The sequence below is a fragment of the Lacticaseibacillus zeae subsp. silagei genome (genome assembly GCF_030770335.1).
Taxonomy (GTDB): Bacteria; Bacillota; Bacilli; order Lactobacillales; family Lactobacillaceae; genus Lacticaseibacillus; species Lacticaseibacillus zeae.
On sequence record NZ_CP132484.1, the window covers coordinates 1,411,121 to 1,428,359 of the forward strand.

Annotated in this window: 16 protein-coding genes; 14 read left to right on the forward strand and 2 right to left on the reverse strand. The window is 49.6% G+C overall.

The window, feature by feature from the left end; all coding sequences use genetic code 11:
* Window positions 1–141: 141 nt before the first annotated feature.
* From purE to nrdG, 14 genes are all read left to right on the forward strand, one after another.
* Window positions 142–627, forward strand: a complete 486-nt coding sequence (purE, locus tag LACZS1_RS06710) for a 5-(carboxyamino)imidazole ribonucleotide mutase (protein ID WP_070650521.1) — start codon at window positions 142–144, stop codon at window positions 625–627.
* On the forward strand, window positions 624–1,739 hold the full coding sequence (gene purK / locus LACZS1_RS06715; RefSeq protein WP_070650520.1) for a 5-(carboxyamino)imidazole ribonucleotide synthase: 1,116 nt from the start codon (window positions 624–626) through the stop codon (window positions 1,737–1,739). Before purE ends, purK begins: the two co-directional genes overlap by 4 nt.
* A complete protein-coding gene (gene purC, locus LACZS1_RS06720; protein ID WP_070650519.1) occupies window positions 1,733–2,461 on the forward strand; it encodes a phosphoribosylaminoimidazolesuccinocarboxamide synthase in 729 nt (242 codons plus the stop codon). Before purK ends, purC begins: the two co-directional genes overlap by 7 nt.
* A complete protein-coding gene (gene purS, locus LACZS1_RS06725; protein ID WP_010487780.1) occupies window positions 2,454–2,714 on the forward strand; it encodes a phosphoribosylformylglycinamidine synthase subunit PurS in 261 nt (86 codons plus the stop codon). The genes purC and purS overlap by 8 nt, the downstream gene beginning before the upstream one ends.
* Window positions 2,711–3,397 (forward strand): phosphoribosylformylglycinamidine synthase subunit PurQ, encoded by a 687-nt coding sequence (gene purQ / locus LACZS1_RS06730; RefSeq protein ID WP_070650518.1) that lies wholly within the window; start codon window positions 2,711–2,713, stop codon window positions 3,395–3,397. The genes purS and purQ overlap by 4 nt, the downstream gene beginning before the upstream one ends.
* Window positions 3,384–5,600 (forward strand): phosphoribosylformylglycinamidine synthase subunit PurL, encoded by a 2,217-nt coding sequence (gene purL / locus LACZS1_RS06735; protein WP_070650517.1) that lies wholly within the window; start codon window positions 3,384–3,386, stop codon window positions 5,598–5,600. The genes purQ and purL overlap by 14 nt, the downstream gene beginning before the upstream one ends.
* Window positions 5,576–7,030 (forward strand): amidophosphoribosyltransferase, encoded by a 1,455-nt coding sequence (gene purF / locus LACZS1_RS06740; protein ID WP_070650516.1) that lies wholly within the window; start codon window positions 5,576–5,578, stop codon window positions 7,028–7,030. Before purL ends, purF begins: the two co-directional genes overlap by 25 nt.
* Window positions 7,027–8,037, forward strand: a complete 1,011-nt coding sequence (gene purM, locus LACZS1_RS06745; RefSeq protein WP_070650515.1) for a phosphoribosylformylglycinamidine cyclo-ligase — start codon at window positions 7,027–7,029, stop codon at window positions 8,035–8,037. Before purF ends, purM begins: the two co-directional genes overlap by 4 nt.
* Window positions 8,034–8,603 carry a phosphoribosylglycinamide formyltransferase gene (purN, locus tag LACZS1_RS06750; RefSeq protein ID WP_093997789.1) on the forward strand — a complete coding sequence of 190 codons (570 nt, stop codon included), beginning with the start codon at window positions 8,034–8,036 and terminating at the stop codon, window positions 8,601–8,603. The genes purM and purN overlap by 4 nt, the downstream gene beginning before the upstream one ends.
* A complete protein-coding gene (purH, locus tag LACZS1_RS06755; RefSeq protein WP_070650513.1) occupies window positions 8,604–10,127 on the forward strand; it encodes a bifunctional phosphoribosylaminoimidazolecarboxamide formyltransferase/IMP cyclohydrolase in 1,524 nt (507 codons plus the stop codon).
* A 259-nt stretch (window positions 10,128–10,386) separates the two neighbouring features.
* Complete coding sequence (gene purD / locus LACZS1_RS06760; protein ID WP_047107568.1) at window positions 10,387–11,631, forward strand: phosphoribosylamine--glycine ligase; 1,245 nt, start codon at window positions 10,387–10,389, stop codon at window positions 11,629–11,631.
* Between the two features lie 212 nt (window positions 11,632–11,843).
* Window positions 11,844–12,287: a CopY/TcrY family copper transport repressor gene (locus tag LACZS1_RS06765; RefSeq protein WP_047107567.1), complete on the forward strand. Its 444-nt coding sequence runs from the start codon at window positions 11,844–11,846 to the stop codon at window positions 12,285–12,287.
* A gap of 58 nt (window positions 12,288–12,345) precedes the next feature.
* Window positions 12,346–14,508 (forward strand): heavy metal translocating P-type ATPase, encoded by a 2,163-nt coding sequence (locus LACZS1_RS06770; RefSeq protein WP_420889569.1) that lies wholly within the window; start codon window positions 12,346–12,348, stop codon window positions 14,506–14,508.
* A 215-nt stretch (window positions 14,509–14,723) separates the two neighbouring features.
* Complete coding sequence (nrdG, locus tag LACZS1_RS06775) at window positions 14,724–15,302, forward strand: anaerobic ribonucleoside-triphosphate reductase activating protein (protein WP_049171719.1); 579 nt, start codon at window positions 14,724–14,726, stop codon at window positions 15,300–15,302.
* A gap of 93 nt (window positions 15,303–15,395) precedes the next feature.
* Here the strand turns inward: nrdG and LACZS1_RS06780 are convergent, their stop codons facing one another.
* Together LACZS1_RS06780 and LACZS1_RS06785 are read right to left on the reverse strand one after the other, a co-directional pair.
* A complete protein-coding gene (locus tag LACZS1_RS06780; RefSeq protein ID WP_070650511.1) occupies window positions 15,396–16,475 on the reverse strand; it encodes a sensor histidine kinase in 1,080 nt (359 codons plus the stop codon).
* Window positions 16,476–16,484: 9 nt separating this feature from the next.
* Window positions 16,485–17,159 carry a response regulator transcription factor gene (locus tag LACZS1_RS06785; protein WP_010487816.1) on the reverse strand — a complete coding sequence of 225 codons (675 nt, stop codon included), beginning with the start codon at window positions 17,157–17,159 and terminating at the stop codon, window positions 16,485–16,487.
* Between the last annotated feature and the right edge of the window lie 80 nt (window positions 17,160–17,239).

The following is a 17,239-nucleotide window of genomic DNA, read 5'->3' on the forward strand; positions in this document are numbered from 1 at the left end:
TTTTAGACGTAGGCAGCACAAATAATTCTCTCTAAACACGAACATTAATTTGAAGATAGTCAAATATAGTTCCATTTTACGGTTGAATGTTGTTTCTGAACGTGCTATTCTCAAAATATCTTAAAGAAAGCAGGGAACAAGATGCAGAAAGTAGCTGTGGTCATGGGCTCAAGCTCGGATTGGCCGACGATGCAACAGGTTACGACGCAATTGACGGCGTTGGCGATTCCTTATGAAAAGCACGTTATTTCGGCTCATCGGATGCCGGATAAGCTTGCGGAATTCGGTAAACAAGCGGCTGATCAAGGCTTTGGAGTGATTATTGCTGGAGCAGGCGGCGCGGCCCATTTACCGGGGATGCTTGCAGCCAACACCCTTTTGCCTGTCATCGGAGTTCCAATTAAAACACGAACATTAAATGGCGTCGATAGTTTGTTATCGATTGTCCAAATGCCCGGCGGAGTGCCAGTCGGAACCATGGCCATTGGTGATGCCGGTGCTGTCAACGCTGCTTTATTTGCCGCTTCAATCCTAGCGTTGACGGATGAGACATTAACCCAACGTCTCGAAGCCTTTCGCGCCGAGCAGACCAAACGCGCCGAAGAAAGCGAGGCTGCACTCAAATGATTGATGTGGTGACGTCTCCGGCAACAATCGGCATTATCGGCGGTGGCCAGCTTGGTCGGATGTTAGCCCAAAGCGCCAAGACGATGGGTTATAGTGTCGGCATTCTCGAGCCCACACCTGATTCACCAGCAGGGCAGGTCGCTGACTTTCAAATTACGGCGCCCTACGATGATCAAGCGGCGTTGACCAAGTTAGCCAAGGAATCCGATGTTTTAACTTATGAGTTCGAAAACGTTGACTTAGCTGCACTTGAGGCTGTTCGACATTTAACTCGGATCCCTCAAGGCACGGCAATTTTGGCAACGACTCGGGACCGCATCAAGGAAAAGAGTTTTCTTGAAACCCACGGCGTTCCGGTGACCCCGTTTGCGGCAGTTGATTCACTGACAACATTGAAAACCGCGATTGCCAAGATCGGCTTGCCAGCGATTCTGAAAACCACAACAGGCGGTTATGACGGGCACGGCCAACAGGATATCAACACACTGGCAGATGTACCGGTGGCAGAAAAGTTGCTTGCGCATGGCCCTTGCATTTTGGAAAAACGGCAGCAATTTGACCGTGAAGCTTCCGTGATGATCACGCGTGATGGTCGCGATCAAGTCCGAGTTTTCCCGATTGTCGAAAATCGCCACAAAAACCACATTTTGCATCTCACTTTAGCACCAGCACCGAACATTTCCCCGGTTTTGGCCCACAAAATCGATGACCTAGCGACCAAAATTGCCTTAGGACTTGATTTACGCGGTGTGCTGGGCGTTGAGCTGTTCCTTGAAGGGGATAACGTGATTGCCAACGAGCTGGCACCGCGACCACATAACTCTGGTCACTATTCGATCGAAGCATGTAACTTTTCCCAATTCGATGCGCACATTCTAAGTATCTGCGGCCTGCCGATTCCGCCAATTAAATTGAAGCAGCCAGCGGTGATGCGCAATTTGCTCGGTGATGATTTAACCCAAGCAAAAGCCAAGTGGCCGCAACATCCCGAGTGGCACATGCACGATTATGGCAAAGCCGAGATTCGCCCTGGCCGCAAGATGGGGCATATCACGGTGACCGATGATCGCAATGTTTTGGACATACTCAAACAAATGGAGGCAGCATGGTGAAGAAGACAACGTTACTGTATACCGGCAAAGCCAAGCAGGTTTTTGCAACCGAAGATCCGGATGTTTTATGGATGGCTTACACCAATCAGGCCACGGCATTGAACGGGGAGAAGAAAGCGCAGATTGATCATAAAGGTGAGCTGAATCGGGCCATTTCAACCTTGTTGTTTAAGGAGTTGTCCGCCGCCGGTATCCCAACCCACTACATTGATTCACCGGATGCCACCACAATGATCGTCAAAAAAGCGACGATGCTGCCGCTGGAAGTGGTGGTGCGTAATTATGCATCAGGGCACTTTGTCACGAAGTTCAATGTGAAGCCGATGATGAAGCTCGACCCGCCGATCCACGAATATTATTACAAGTCCGATGAACTCGGCGATCCATTCATGAATGAGGCCCAGATTTTTGCTTTACATGAAGCAACGCCTGAACAGTTACGCGAAATTCGTGCATTAACCGACCGCATTAATGCCTATCTCACGAAACGCTTCAATGAAGTTGGCATCACCTTGGTTGATTTCAAGCTTGAGTATGGAACGTTAAAAGACGGCACATTGGTATTAGCCGATGAATTGTCACCGGATAATTTCCGCTTGGTTGATCAACAAACAGGCGCGTCGCTTGATAAAGACGTTTTTCGCCAAAATCGGGGTCCACTAACACCGGTATATCAAGAAGTGCTTAATCGACTACAAGAAAAAGGAGCTGCTCATGTTTAAAGCTAAAGTTTACGTGACCTATAAACCTTCTGTACTGGATCCCAAGGCCGAAGTCATTAAAACAGCCTTAAGCCGGATGGATTATCACAATGTTGCTGATGTCTTGTATGGCAAATATTTTGAATTAAAACTTAGCGGCACCGAAGCAGCGGTACGCAAGCAAGTCGATACGATTTGTGATCAGTTGCTTGCCAACGTCAATATGGAAACCTATCGCTTTGACTTGGAGCCAATCACGGAGGATGAGGCATGAAAGCGGCTGTTATTTCTTTTCCCGGATCCAATTGTGACCTGGATTTGCAATGGGCAGTTCAACAAATTGCGGGTGCTGATTGTGAATTGATCAAGCAGGATCAAACCGATTTAAGCAGTTACGACGTCGTGATGGTACCCGGCGGTTTTTCTTACGGTGATTATCTGCGGAGTGGTGCTATTGCCCGCTTTTCACCCGTCATGACGGCGCTAAAAGATTTTGCGGATGCCGGCGGTTATGTGCTTGGTATCTGCAATGGCTTTCAGATTTTAACTGAAGCCGGTTTGTTGCCTGGCGCGTTGCAGTGGAATCGCGATCTAAACTTTATCTGCGAGCCGGTGGCGTTAACCGTTGATCGTGCGGACACGGCGTTTTCCAATCAATATCAGGTTGGTGAACAATTGACGTTGCCGATTGCCCATGGTGAAGGCAATTATTATGCCGATCCGGAAACGTTGGCGAAGCTCGAAGCTAATGGTCAAGTGGTGTTTCGGTACGTCGACAATCCGAATGGTAGTGTTCATGACATTGCGGGCGTGACCAATGCGGCGGGAAATGTTTTAGGGATGATGCCGCATCCGGAACGTGCAGTTGAAGCCTTACTTGGCGGTACTGATGGATTAGGCGTCTTTCATTCGCTTATCCAACAAACGAAAGGAGCCGACATTCGTGGCGCACGTTGAAATGAGTCCAACGGCCATTGCCGAAAAGAAATCCTATCTTGACTTGGGATTAACCGAAGCAGAATACGAACGTTTTACCGAATTAATCGGCCATCAGCCCAATGATACCGAAATCGGTTTGGCAAGTGGCATGTGGAGTGAACACTGTGCTTATAAGTACAGCAAACCGATCCTGCGTCAGTTCTGGACCAAGAACGAACGGGTTTTGATGGGGCCGGGTGAAGGTGCCGGCGTCATTGATATCGGTGAAGGCAAAGCGGTGGTGTTTAAAGCCGAAAGCCATAATCACCCTTCCGCGGTTGAACCTTATGAAGGTGCCGCAACCGGTGTCGGCGGGATCATCCGCGACATTTTCTCCATTGGTGCTAAGCCGGTGGCCATGTTGGACTCACTGGCATTTGGTGACCTCACTCAGCCACACACCCAGCATCTGGTTGACCGGATTGTTGCCGGCATTGGCGGTTATGGCAACGCGATCGGCATTCCGACAGTGGGTGGCGAAACCAATTTTGATGGTAGCTATACGCGCAATCCGCTGGTGAATGCGATGTGTGTGGGCATCATGGATAAGGATCAGATTCAAAAAGGCAAAGCAGCCGGCGTCGGTAATGCCTTGATTTATGTCGGCGCTAAGACCGGGCGGGATGGCATTAATGGTGCCAGCTTTGCGTCCAGTGAATTTTCCGACGATGAGGCAGCTGATCGCTCAGCCGTTCAAGTCGGCGATCCATTTATGGAGAAACTACTGATGGACGCGTGCCTTGAGATTACCCAACAACATCAGCAGGCACTTGTCGGCATTCAGGATATGGGTGCGGCAGGGTTGGTTTCGTCCAGTGTTGAAATGGCCGGTAAAGCCAATAGCGGGATGGCCTTGGATCTTGATTTAATTCCGCAGCGTGAAGCCAACATGACCCCATTTGAGATTATGTTATCCGAGTCTCAAGAACGTATGCTGCTTTGTGTTCGCGCCGGTTTTGAACAAGAAGTTTTGGATGTCTTTGCAGCTTATGATCTGGATGCAGCAGTTGTTGGCCATGTGATTGAAGGGCATCAATACAAACTTTATCACCATGGCAAATTGGTTTGTGATGTGCCGGTTAGCTCTTTGACCGATGATGCACCGGTTTATGAACAAGAGGCTAAGCAGCCGGAGCGTCTGGCTAACCCGGCGCCTGATTTTGATCCGATTGTGACAGATCCGGTCGCAACCTGGAAAGCGATGATGGCGATGCCAACCATTGCCGATAAGTCGTCTTTGTATCGCCGCTATGACGCGCAAGTGCAAACCAATACGGTCGTGCGGCCAGGCAGTGATGCCGCAGTGATTCGCGTGCGCGGGACGCATCGGGCATTAGCGATGACAACCGACAGCAAAGGCCGGTATCTTTATCTCGATCCGCAAGTCGGTGCTGCAATGAGTGTCGCCGAGGCCGCGCGGAATCTGGTTGCCAGCGGGGCAGAGCCATTGGGGATTACCGATTGCCTTAACTTTGGCGATCCAACCAAACCGGAGGCATTTTACGAACTTGCCGAGGCAGCTAAAGGCATTATTCAAGCTACCAAAGCGTTTAACGCACCGGTGATTTCCGGTAACGTGTCACTTTATAACGAAACGAATGGGCACGCGATTTATCCGACGCCGATGATCGGAATGGTTGGGCTGATTGAAGATCTCAGCACCATCACGACAGCAGCCTTTAAGCACGCCGATGATTTGATTTATCTGGTTGGTGAAACGCATGGCGACTTTAACGGCAGTGAGTTACAAAAACTGCAAACCGGCGGCGTTTCCGGTCGATTATTCGACTTTGATTTAGAAGCAGAGCAGACCAATCAGGCGTTTGTTTTAAACGCAATTCGCCAGCATTTGGTCACTGCTGCCCATGATTTAAGCGACGGCGGTTTGCTGGTGGCACTTGCAGAAATGGGCTTTGCCAATGGCCTAGGTGCCAAGATTAAGGTGACACTGCCAACCAGCTGGGGATTTTCCGAGACCCAAGGCCGCTTCTTGATGACGGTGGCACCAGAAAATCAGGCAGCCTTTGAAGCCTTAAACGGGCCAGCAAAACTGATCGGCCATGTCCAAGCAGCACCGGAATTTGACGTCACAACCGTCAGTCATCAATTTTCGGTGGCCTTGAGCCAGCTGCAAACTGCATTTGAGGAGGCACTCCCATGGTACATGAACCAAAAGGCTTAAATGAAGAATGCGGCGTCTTTGGTATTTGGGGCAACCCCAACGCTGCCAGTATTACCCATCTAGGCCTGCACACGCTGCAACACCGTGGACAGGAGGGTGCCGGTATCGTTGGCCTTACCAAAGAAGGCATGCGGCGCCATTATGGTTTGGGACTGTTAAGTGAAGTGTTTACTAACACCGATCAGTTACGGCCATTGATGGGTCGGGCTGCTTTAGGTCATGTTCGGTATTCGACGGCGGGCGGTCGCGTTTTGGAAAATATCCAGCCGCTGCTTTTCCGGTTTTCTGATGAGTCAATTGCCTTAGCGCACAATGGCAATTTGACCAACGCGATTAGCTTGCGGCGGGAACTCGAAGATCAAGGGGCCATTTTTCAATCGACTTCGGATACCGAAGTGCTCATGCATTTGATTCGGCGCCAAGTCGGCAAGCCTTGGTTGGTTCAGCTAAAAACGGCACTGAATGAAGTACACGGTGGTTTTGCGTTTGTTTTGCTGACCGAGCATGGCTTGTATGCAGCCGTTGATCCCCATGGCTTTCGGCCGATGGTGGTCGGCGTGATGCCAGATGGTGGTTACATCGTTTGCAGTGAAACGGCTGCCTTGGATGCAGTGGGCGCCGACTTTGTTCGCGATGTTCAACCTGGTGAATTAATTACAATTGACGATGCCGGGTTGCACCTTAATCATTTCACGACCGATACCACGCTGGCTGTTTGCTCGATGGAATATATTTATTTTGCCCGGCCGGATTCTGACATTCATGGCATCAACGTTCACCAGGCGCGCGTACGCATGGGTGAGCGTTTGGCCAAGGAACAACCGGCCGGCGCCGATATTGTTGTCGGGGTGCCTAATTCATCACTGTCAGCCGCGATCGGATATGCCAAGGCCAGCGGGATTCCCTATGAAATGGGGCTGGTCAAGAGCCAGTATGTGGCGCGGACATTCATTCAGCCGACACAGGCCTTGCGTGAAAAAAGCGTCAAAATGAAGCTGAGCGTCATCAAACCGGTCGTTGCCGGGAAACGGATCGTTTTGGTCGATGATTCGATTGTGCGCGGAACCACTTCCAAACAAATCGTTAAATTACTCAAAGAAGCCGGCGCTGCGGAGGTTCACCTGCGCATCGCCAGTCCGCCGTTGCGGTTTCCATGCTTTTATGGCATTGATTTTCAAACGACCAGCGAGTTGTTTGCGGCCAATCACACGGTTCCGGAAATGCGTGATTTGTTGAATGTTGAATCACTTGGATTTCTTTCGACTCAAGGGCTTGAAGATAGTATCGGGTTACCGACCACGGCTCCGAATGGCGGGTTATGCGTCGCTTATTTCACCGGAAAATATCCAACGCCGCTTGACGATTATGAATCCGACCTGAATAAAGAAGTTGCGTCACTCAAAGTTAATGTTGCGGAGGTTAGCGCATGACAGATTACAAAGACGCTGGCGTTGATATTAAAGCTGGTGACGAAGCGGTGCAGCGAATTGCCGCGTTAGCCAAGGAAACAACGAACGAAAATGTGTTAGCTAGTGTTGGCGGCTTTGCAGCGGCATATCGGTTGCCGTCTGTCCCACAGCCGACCTTGATTAGCGCTACCGATGGCGTGGGAACCAAATTATTGTTGGCCTTACAATGCGATGCCCACGAAACCGTCGGCATTGATTTGGTGGCGATGGTGGCCAATGATTTGCTGGCGACAGGAGCGCAACCGTTATTTTTCCTTGATTATATGGCGGTGGATCATTTGGATGTTGCGCGGGCCGAGTCCGTGGTTCGCGGGATTGCGTTTGGTTGTCAACAGGCAGAGATGGCGCTCATCGGTGGTGAGACTGCTGAGATGCCGGATATGTATCCGCAACATCATTACGATTTGGCTGGGTTTGCGGTTGGGGTTGTTTCGGCACCGAAGCGATTACCACAGCATGTCGCTGAAGGAGACCTGCTGATTGGGTTGCCAAGTTCCGGGGTTCATAGTAACGGCTATTCGCTGGTGCGGAAATTGTTGGCCGAAACCGATTTGGGCAGTCAGACACTGGAAGACGGCTCTGAAATGATGCAAGCGCTCATGCGACCGACGCGAATCTATGTTAAACAGGTGCTGCCCTTGATGCAGCAGGGCCTGATCCATGCGGCAGCGCACATTACCGGCGGCGGGATTACCGAGAATCTACCGCGGGTGATCCCTGATGGCTTAAGTGCCCACGTTGATCCGCAAGCTTGGCATCGGCCGGAACTTTTTGATCGATTGCAGCATGCCGGTCATTTGAGTGAAACTACGATGCGGATGACGTTTAATCTTGGTATCGGTATGATTTTGGTGGTCGCCAAGGAATCGGTTTCCGCAGTACAGACAGCCTTGCCAAGCAGTAAAGTGATCGGCGAAGTTGTCGCAGATCCAGCGGAAAAGATTCACTGGCAGGTGGCAGGCGAATGAAGGCATTAGCTGTTTTTGCATCAGGGAACGGAACTAATTTTGAAGCATTGTTTGCGGCTTCGCAGGCGCAGGATAGCAATTTTCGTATTGTGGTGGTGGTTTGTGATCGGGCACGTGCCCCGGTGATTCGCAAAGCAGCTCATCATCAGATTCCAACCATTGTCGTGAATTTCAGGGACTATGCCGATAAAGCGGCAGCCGAAGCTCACATTTTGACGGAGCTTCCGCCGGTCGACGCGTTGATTCTGGCAGGCTACATGCGCATTATCGGCCCGACCTTGTTAGATGCATTTCCGCGGCGCATTATCAACCTGCATCCGGCACTGTTGCCAAGTTTTCCCGGGCGCCAAGGGATCAAGGATGCCTTTGATTATGGGGTGAAAGTAACTGGTGTGACCGTCCATTACGTTGATGCGGGTATCGATACCGGCGAAATCATTGCCCAGGATCCTGTCCGGGTACTGCCCGGCATGACATTAGCCGAATTGGAAGCCGCCATTCACCATCAGGAGCATCACACTTTTCCGGAAACTGTCAAGAAACTCATTCAAGAAGGAGCGATTTAAGTGAAACGAGCATTGTTAAGCGTCTCTGATAAAACCGGTTTGGTACCTTTTGCTAAGGGATTGATTGAACGAGGCTTTGAACTGATTTCAACTGGCGGCACTCATCGTGAACTGGCCGAAGCAGGTGTGGCCGTGACCAGTGTTGAAGATGTGACCGGTTTTCCGGAGATGCTTGATGGCCGGGTTAAGACACTGCATCCTAAAATTCATGCCGGTATCCTCGCGCGCCGCGATGATCCCAAGCATATGCAGGCGTTGGCCGATCATCACATCCAGCCGATTGACGTGGTGTGTGTGAATCTGTATCCATTCGCCGAAACCATTAAACGGCCTGACGTGACCCGCGCCGAAGCTATCGAGCAAATCGACATCGGTGGGCCTTCTGCTTTGCGCGCTGCGGCTAAAAATAGCGATAGTGTCTGGGCAGTGGTTGACCCGGCTGATTATTCAGCAGTTTTGACCGGCCTTGATCAAGATGATGCGGCGTTGCGGCAGAAACTGGCAGCTAAGGTTTTTGCAGTAACGGCGGCTTACGATGCCCAAATCGTTCATTACTTAGATCCTGAACCATTCCCGGAGCAATTCACCCCGACTTACCACAAGCGCCAAGACCTGCGCTACGGAGAAAATAGTCATCAGCAAGCGGCGTTTTACGTTGAACCGGATCCGGATCCGACGAGTCTGGCAGCTGCCAAGCAGTTGCACGGTAAAGAGCTTTCGTACAACAATATTAAAGATGCGGATGCTGCCTTGGCGATGCTGCGTGAGTTCAAGCAGCCGGCAGTTGTGGCAGTTAAACATATGAATCCTTGTGGCATTGGCTTGGGCGAAACGATTGAAGCTGCCTGGGACAAGGCGTATGCGGCAGATCCGATGTCGATCTTTGGTGGCATTATCGCGCTAAATCGCCGGGTAGACCTAGCAACGGCCGAAAAAATGCACAAGCTCTTTCTTGAAATTATTATGGCGCCGGCCTTTGACGACGATGCCTACGAGGTTCTGGCCAAAAAGAAAAATGTGCGTCTGCTGACGATTAACACAGCCGATACACCGGAAGAACTGGGCACCGAAACGGTTTCGATTTTTGGCGGCTTACTGGTACAAACGCGTGACGATAAAACCGAAACACCGGCGGACATGACTGTCGTGACCAAGGTGCAGCCGACTGCTGATCAATTAAAAGCTTTAGCCTTTGCCCAAACGGTGGTTAAACACGTAAAGAGTAATGCCATTGTGGTTGCCCAAGCGGATCAGACGTTAGGCATTGGCGCCGGTCAAATGAATCGGATCGGGTCAGTCGAATTGGCACTGACGCAGGCGCAACAAAACGAAAACTTTGCCGGCGCCGTCATGGCCAGTGACGCCTTCTTCCCAATGGACGATTGCGTCGATTACGCCGCGAAACACGACATCAAAGCCATCATCCAACCAGGCGGCAGCATCCGCGACAAAGACTCCATCGCCAAAGCAGATGAATACGGCATCGCCATGGTCACAACGGGAGTGCGGCACTTTAGACATTAGAGCGGAGAGCGTGAGCCAGCCCGGTTAGAAACCGGAGTGTAAGTGGCCTTGACCGTGATGGCCCGGGTTTGGCCATTGCGGTCAAGGTCCTTACACGCAGGTTTCTGGGCTGGCGAACGCGTTTTGGCGCCAGAAAGCTGCAGTGCGATTTTTGGGTCATTTATGCTCAACACCCTCACACAAAATTTTTACGCCAGCAAACGCGTAAATGCCACCCTCATCACCCACAAATATGCGCCCATACGCGCGAGGAGGTTCTATGAAAAACGTTCTTGTCATTGGCGGCGGTGCCAGAGAAAGTGCCCTTGCGCTAAAATTCCACCAGTCGCCACAAGTTGACCATGTCTACGTGGCACCCGGTAACCCGGCCATGACGATTTTAGGCGTTGAGCCAGTTGGCATTAAAGAAGACCAGGTGCCGGAATTGATTAAATTTTCCCAGGACCATCAAATCAATCTAACCTTTGTTGGCCCTGAAGTACCACTGGCGGCAGGGATTGTCGACGCATTCCAAGAAGCACATCTGCCGATTTTTGGGGTGACAAAAAAACTCGCTCAACTCGAGTCCAGTAAGACATTTGCCAAAAACTTTATGCACCGCCACCATCTTCCGACTGCTGCCAGCAAAACCGTCCATAGTGAACTGGAAGCGCATGCCGAGGCAACGCTGATGGGATTACCAGTTGTTCTTAAAAAAGATGGCCTTGCCGCCGGAAAAGGGGTCATCATTGCCCAAGACGCTGCTGCCTTGGACGATGCGATTGATCGACTTTATGAGGGGCACCCAGATGCAACGGTGCTTCTTGAACAATACCTCGACGGCGAAGAAGCATCGGTAATGGCGCTTTTCAACGGTCAAAACCGCGTGATTTTACCATTATCACAGGATCATAAACGCCGGTTCGCCGCCGATCGTGGGCCTAACACAGGTGGCATGGGCGCCATTAGCCCGCTACCACAGTTCACTACCGACCAAGTACAGGCAGCTGAGGCATTAGTTGATACGACGTTGGCAGGGATGCAGGAGGATGGTCTCAGTGGACAAGGTGTGATGTACATCGGCCTGATTTTTACCGCTGATGGTCCTAAAATTCTGGAATACAACATGCGCTTCGGCGATCCGGAAACGCAGGTGTTGTTACCTCAGATAGAAAATGATTTTTATCAGTTGGTAACGGATTTGTTGAACGGCCAACAACCGGATTTGAAGTTGAATGGCCAAGCTTACGCGTGCTTTGTTGCGGTGAATCCGGATTATCCCGGTTCAGAATTAAAGCAGGTCCCGGTGATTGTGCCAAAAGACTGGCCTATTGGCACCTGGTTGCCAGCAGGCGTTAACCAAACGGAAAACGGCTGGGTTAGCAGTTCAGGCCGAATTTTCTCGGTTGTAGAGGCGGCATCAACGCTTTCTGAAGCTGTTATGAAGGCTAAAAAGGCCATGGAAAGTATCCAAGGAGTTTTGGATTATCGCACCGACATTGGCTTCCATGCGGTCAAATCCTGAGGAAAACAGTCAGCGTTAAAACCTGATTTTGACGAATAGCATTTACGAAATAGGCACTGTGACAGTTTCTTGTTGCGGTGCCTATTTGTATGTTCATTTTTTCAGTATGCGCAGGCACTTCCAAATAAAATTAAAAGATTGATATTGACATTCATCGTTTACAGTTGTAAATTATAAGTGTTGAAAGATTACAAGTGTAAACGGAGGCAATTATGGAAACACCAACAGTCGACATCTCCCAATCGGAATGGGAGGTCATGCGTATTATTTGGACACTCGGACCTTTAAAAAGCAGCACGCTTGCCGCTATTTTGGCGGATAAGATGGGCTGGAAGGTTGCAACTACCAAAACCTTTTTAGGACGCTTGGTTAAAAAAGGCGCACTTGTAACGGAAAAACAAGGTCGTGAATTTTTGTACCATGCTACGGTCGGCGAGCAAGCATCCATGGATGCAGCAGCGACTGAGTTATTTAGCCATTTATGCCAGATGAAAATAGGCAAGACCTTGGATCACTTGATAACGCACGTGACCTTATCAAAACAAGACATCAACGACCTACAACAAACATTGACAGCCAAGTTACCGGATGCACCGGCAATAGTCAGCTGCAATTGCTTGCCAGAAGGGTGTAAGGAGGAAGTTCATGAAGGATAGTAAGATGGAACATGCAAACGAAGCGACTGGAAAAACCAGTGAGATGCAACATGATGATATGGCGGATATGCCAATGGATCATGACCAGATGGGGCATCAAGCTGGTATGGAAACCATGGCCATGGACCAGGGCGCTATGGCTCATGGGCAAATGAATCATGGTGACATGCATATGAGCCATGGTGACATGAGCCATATCGATATGCATCACGGCGATATGTCGCATATGGACATGGATCACGGTGGTGGCCATATGATGCATATGGGTAATCTCAAGCAAAAGTTCTGGGTCAGCCTGATTGTGATGATTCCGGTGCTATTGCTTTCCCAGTTTATGGGGATGAATATCCATCTAGGGGCTTTGCAACTACCGATCGTATTTCCCGGATCTGATTGGCTGGTTCTGATTTTATCGTCATTTCTGTTCTTCTATGGTGGCTGGCCATTTTTGACCGGAGCAAAATCCGAATTGCAACAGCGGCAGCCAGCGATGATGACGCTGATTGCAATGGGCATTACCGTTGCCTATGGTTATTCACTTTACGCGTTTGTGATGAATCATTTTATCGCGCCGAATGGTATGGTCATGGATTTCTTCTGGGAACTGGCAACATTGATCGTGATCATGCTGTTAGGGCACTGGATCGAAATGAATGCGGTCATGGCAGCGGGCAATGCGGTCGAGAAGCTCGCGGCATTGCTGCCAAGCCAAGCGCATGTCGTGCATGGCGATCACGTGATGGATATGCCGTTAGCAGAAGTTCAGGTCGGCACGCGTTTGCGCGTCCTGGCAGGTGAACAGATGCCGGCTGATGGCCAGATTGTCAGTGGCAGTAGTAGCGTGAACGAATCACTGGTTACCGGTGAAGCCAAGGCCATTCATAAAGCTGAAGGCGATCGCGTCATTGGCGGATCAGTCAATGGTGATGGTGTCATTGAAATCAACGTCACCGGTACCGGCGAAAGCGGCTACCTGTCGCAAGTGATGAAGCTGGTTCAAAGTGCCCAGGCCAATAAAAGTAAGGCGGAAGGGATGGCCGACAAAGTTGCTGGCTGGCTTTTCTACGCAGCATTAGCAGTCGGTATTCTGGCATTCTTCATTTGGCTATCAGACGGAGCGGCGATTGCTTTTGAACGCATGGTCACCGTTTTCATCATTGCCTGCCCGCACGCACTGGGGCTGGCAATTCCCTTGGTCATCGCGCGCAGCACCAGTATTGGCGCAACCAATGGCTTATTGATTCGTAATCGTCAGGCACTTGAAACTGCCAAACATGCGAAATTTATTTTAATGGACAAAACCGGTACGTTGACTGAAGGTAAATTTACCGTTGCCAAAACCGTTGCATTTGCCAATCATGATGAAGCTCAAGTCTTAGCCTTAATGGCCGCACTTGAGAGTCATTCAGAGCATCCACTGGCAACCGGTATTAAAGCCGCGGCTAAGGAACAGCAATTAAACGTACCTGCTGCTCAAAATGTTCAGATACTCAAGGGTATTGGTCTTCAAGGCGAAGTTGATGGCCAAGCTTATACCATCGTCAACGCGCGTTACTTGAAAGACCATCAGTTAAGTTATGATCAGGCCCAAGCCGATCAACTGGCGGCTGCGGGGAATTCATTGGCCTTCTTGCTACAGAAGGATCAGGTTTTAGGGATGGTAGCTGAAGGCGATCAGTTGAAGCCATCAAGCAAGCCATTCGTAGCGGCCTTGAAGCGCCAAGGTATCACACCAGTTATGTTGACTGGTGACAATCATGAAACCGCCAAGAAGGTTGCGGACCAGCTGGGGTTAACCGATTTTCAGGCAGAGCTCAAGCCTGAAGATAAAGTTGCTCAGGTCAAGGCTTATCAGCAGCTTGGCGTTGTGATGATGGTCGGCGATGGTGTCAACGATGCGCCTAGTCTAGCCCAAGCAGATATCGGGGTAGCAATCGGTGCTGGTACCGATGTTGCCATTGATACGGCCGATGTGGTTCTGGTTCACAGCGACCCAGCTGATATTCTTAACTTCTTATCGCTGGCAAAGGCGACAAACCGCAAAATGGTACAGAACCTTTGGTGGGGCGCTGGCTACAACATTTTAGCCATTCCGTTGGCAGCTGGTATCCTGGCGCCGATTGGTTTCGTTCTCAGTCCGGCAGTCGGCGCGGCGATCATGTCGTTATCGACGATCGTGGTTGCGTTAAATGCCATGACGCTGCATTTGAACCGTGCTTAGAATAATCAAGCTCTGATATGAATACCGGCTCGCCATCAAGATATAGATGACAAGCCGGTATTTTGTGTACAACCAATACTATATATTGGGGTTAAAAGATGATACGATAAAAAAGACTTATCAAGCAAGGTGCCGGTTTACCGACCAACACTTCGTTAGAAATCAAGGCTTACACAGCATCACTACAATGACTTCAGAAAGAGGCAGATATTGTTATGACCACCAATCGCTTACCACAGAATCCTAAACCTAAGGAATGGCTCGCTAGCGACCTTTCCCAGCAACGCATTGCGGATTACAAGCCATTTAACTTTGTGGATGGCGAAGGCGTGCGGTGTAGTTTATACGTATCTGGCTGCCGGTTTGCCTGCCCCGGCTGTTACAATCGGGTTGCCCAGAATTTTCGATATGGGAAACCTTACACTCAGGAGTTAGAAGATCAGATTATTGAAGATCTTAGTCAGTCATATGTCCAAGGGCTGACGTTATTAGGCGGCGAACCGTTTTTGAACACGCAGGTATGCATTCGGCTGTGCCGCCGGATTCGGCAAGAATTTGGCCACGACAAAGACATCTGGAGTTGGAGCGGGTACACATACGAGGAACTGATGCAGGATTCCGAAGATAAGTTGACGTTATTAGGACTCATTGACATCTTGGTCGATGGCCGCTTCTTATTGGCGCAAAAAGATTTAACCTTACAGTTTCGCGGCAGCGCCAATCAGCGCATTATTGACGTGCCGGCAACCCAAGCGGCTGGCGAGATTAAGCTTTGGAAGAATCTTATTCGGTAACATCACAAAAAGAACGAGTGGCTTGCTGCAGGAAACTGCATGTCAGAAGTCACTCGTTCTTTTTTGTTGGATTTTGCTGACTAAAAGACGCATTTAGCTATTAGAGGAGTGCTCGTGGTTTGTTTTGGGATGATGGACTGTTTGGCTGGGATCACTGTAATAGCTGACATATGGAAAATGAATGGTAACCGTGGTCCCTTGGTTAATCACAGATGTCAGTGTCAAATGATGGCCAAGCTTTTCGGATAGCTTTTCCGCCAAAAAGAGGCCCAAACCGGTTGATTTGTGATTCGATATTCGCCCATTGCTCCCGGTAAAGCCTTTTTCAAAAACCCGATGCTGTTCATCTTTAGGAATGCCAATGCCAGTGTCGGTAATCATGAGCTGGGTTTCTTTGCCGGTATTGCGAATGGTGGCACTGATGCGGCCGCCTTCAGGTGTATATTTCACGGCATTCGAGATCAGTTGCGCCAAAATAAAGCGCAGCCACTTGTTATCGGTTAGTACGGTTTGATCCTCGCCATTGAGCTTAAATGACAAGCGTTTGTTGATAAATCCATTCCGCTGACTGGCAACAACATCATTTACAAGCGGCTTTAGTGGCGTATTGTGCAAAAGATAATCTTTGGAAAAACTGTCGAGTCGGGAATAATACAAAACTTGTTCGACATAAAATTCGATGTGGTCTAACTGCAAATTCAGATTGTCAAGTTTGTCGTCGGGTACCTGGCCTTCAAAACTCTCAGCCAAAAGCGAAACTGCTGCTAACGGCACTTTAATTTCATGGACCCAGGAATCAATGAAATCTTTTTGATCCTGTTGCTGGGCCAATAAGGCAGTAATCTGTTGGCGATGCAGCGTCAGCATTTGATTGTACGTATCGGCAACGACTTCTTCGAGGCCTGATTCACCACCAGGCAGCGGCCAGTCCAGCGCCGCATCTTTGGCCTCTTGACGGTCATGAAGTTGGGCCGCAAAGCGCCGAATCCGGCCAAAGTGGGCCACAAAAAAAGCGCTCGCAACAAGTGTTACTAATAACACTGCGTACCAGAGTGTTGACATTTTAACTCGATGTTGGGGATCCAGCCAGATAATCATGGCCGCTAACCCCACACATAAAATGTAACCGCCAATAGGCCACAGGTGGTCTTTGACGTAATCGCGAAAACGCATAGCGGCCTCCTAAGGAACGATATAACCTTGACCGACTTTAGTTTGGATATAATCTTTTAAGCCGGCTTCTTCGATTTTTTTACGCAACCGATTGATGTTAACCGTTAGCGTATTGTCGTCAACAAAACGTTCATCTTGCCAGAGATCCTTCAGAAGACGGGACCGGCTGACGATCTGCCCATGTTGGCGCATGAGAATCTGTAGTAACTTGTACTCGTTTTTTGAAAGGTTGATTTCATTATCATTAACTTGGGCCATCCCGTTTTTCAGGTTCAACATAAGGCCGTTGTGTTCCAAAACATCCGTTCCTTGATCGGCGTAGTTATAGGTTCGGCGCAACAGTGCGTTGATTTTGGCGATCAAAACTTCCATCGCAAACGGTTTATTTAAGAAATCATCGGCGCCCATGTTCATGGCCATGACCATGTCCATATTGGTGTTGCGGCTTGAGATAAAGATAACCGGCACCTTAGAGACTTCGCGAATCTTTTGGACCCAATAATAACCGTCGAAAACCGGCAGATTGATGTCCAATAAAACCAAGTGCGGCTTTTCTTGCAGAAAATCATCGAAGACAGCGTTAAAATCAGTCACAACGACTGGTTCGAACTGCCATTTTTTTAGGTTGTCAGCGATCAGGCCGCTGATGGTCTGATCATCCTCCACGATCATGATTTTAAACACGTGATCAACTCCATTCCTGCACTTATCGTATAAGTTTTGGCCAGGAAGCACAAGCCGCGAGAACAGTTGATTAATAAGAA

What these genes read in the sequence shown, in the direction of transcription:
- purC (WP_070650519.1), top strand. Translation starts at nt 1,733, where the DNA reads ATGGTGAAGAAGACAACGTTACTGTATACCGGCAAAGCCAAGCAGGTT.
- LACZS1_RS06780 (WP_070650511.1), bottom strand. Translation starts at nt 16,475, where the DNA reads ATGCGTTTTCGCGATTACGTCAAAGACCACCTGTGGCCTATTGGCGGT.
- purE (WP_070650521.1), top strand. Translation starts at nt 142, where the DNA reads ATGCAGAAAGTAGCTGTGGTCATGGGCTCAAGCTCGGATTGGCCGACG.
- purD (WP_047107568.1), top strand. Translation starts at nt 10,387, where the DNA reads ATGAAAAACGTTCTTGTCATTGGCGGCGGTGCCAGAGAAAGTGCCCTT.
- purK (WP_070650520.1), top strand. Translation starts at nt 624, where the DNA reads ATGATTGATGTGGTGACGTCTCCGGCAACAATCGGCATTATCGGCGGT.
- purF (WP_070650516.1), top strand. Translation starts at nt 5,576, where the DNA reads ATGGTACATGAACCAAAAGGCTTAAATGAAGAATGCGGCGTCTTTGGT.
- LACZS1_RS06765 (WP_047107567.1), top strand. Translation starts at nt 11,844, where the DNA reads ATGGAAACACCAACAGTCGACATCTCCCAATCGGAATGGGAGGTCATG.
- LACZS1_RS06770 (WP_420889569.1), top strand. Translation starts at nt 12,346, where the DNA reads ATGGCGGATATGCCAATGGATCATGACCAGATGGGGCATCAAGCTGGT.
- purN (WP_093997789.1), top strand. Translation starts at nt 8,034, where the DNA reads ATGAAGGCATTAGCTGTTTTTGCATCAGGGAACGGAACTAATTTTGAA.
- nrdG (WP_049171719.1), top strand. Translation starts at nt 14,724, where the DNA reads ATGACCACCAATCGCTTACCACAGAATCCTAAACCTAAGGAATGGCTC.
- purM (WP_070650515.1), top strand. Translation starts at nt 7,027, where the DNA reads ATGACAGATTACAAAGACGCTGGCGTTGATATTAAAGCTGGTGACGAA.
- purQ (WP_070650518.1), top strand. Translation starts at nt 2,711, where the DNA reads ATGAAAGCGGCTGTTATTTCTTTTCCCGGATCCAATTGTGACCTGGAT.
- purS (WP_010487780.1), top strand. Translation starts at nt 2,454, where the DNA reads ATGTTTAAAGCTAAAGTTTACGTGACCTATAAACCTTCTGTACTGGAT.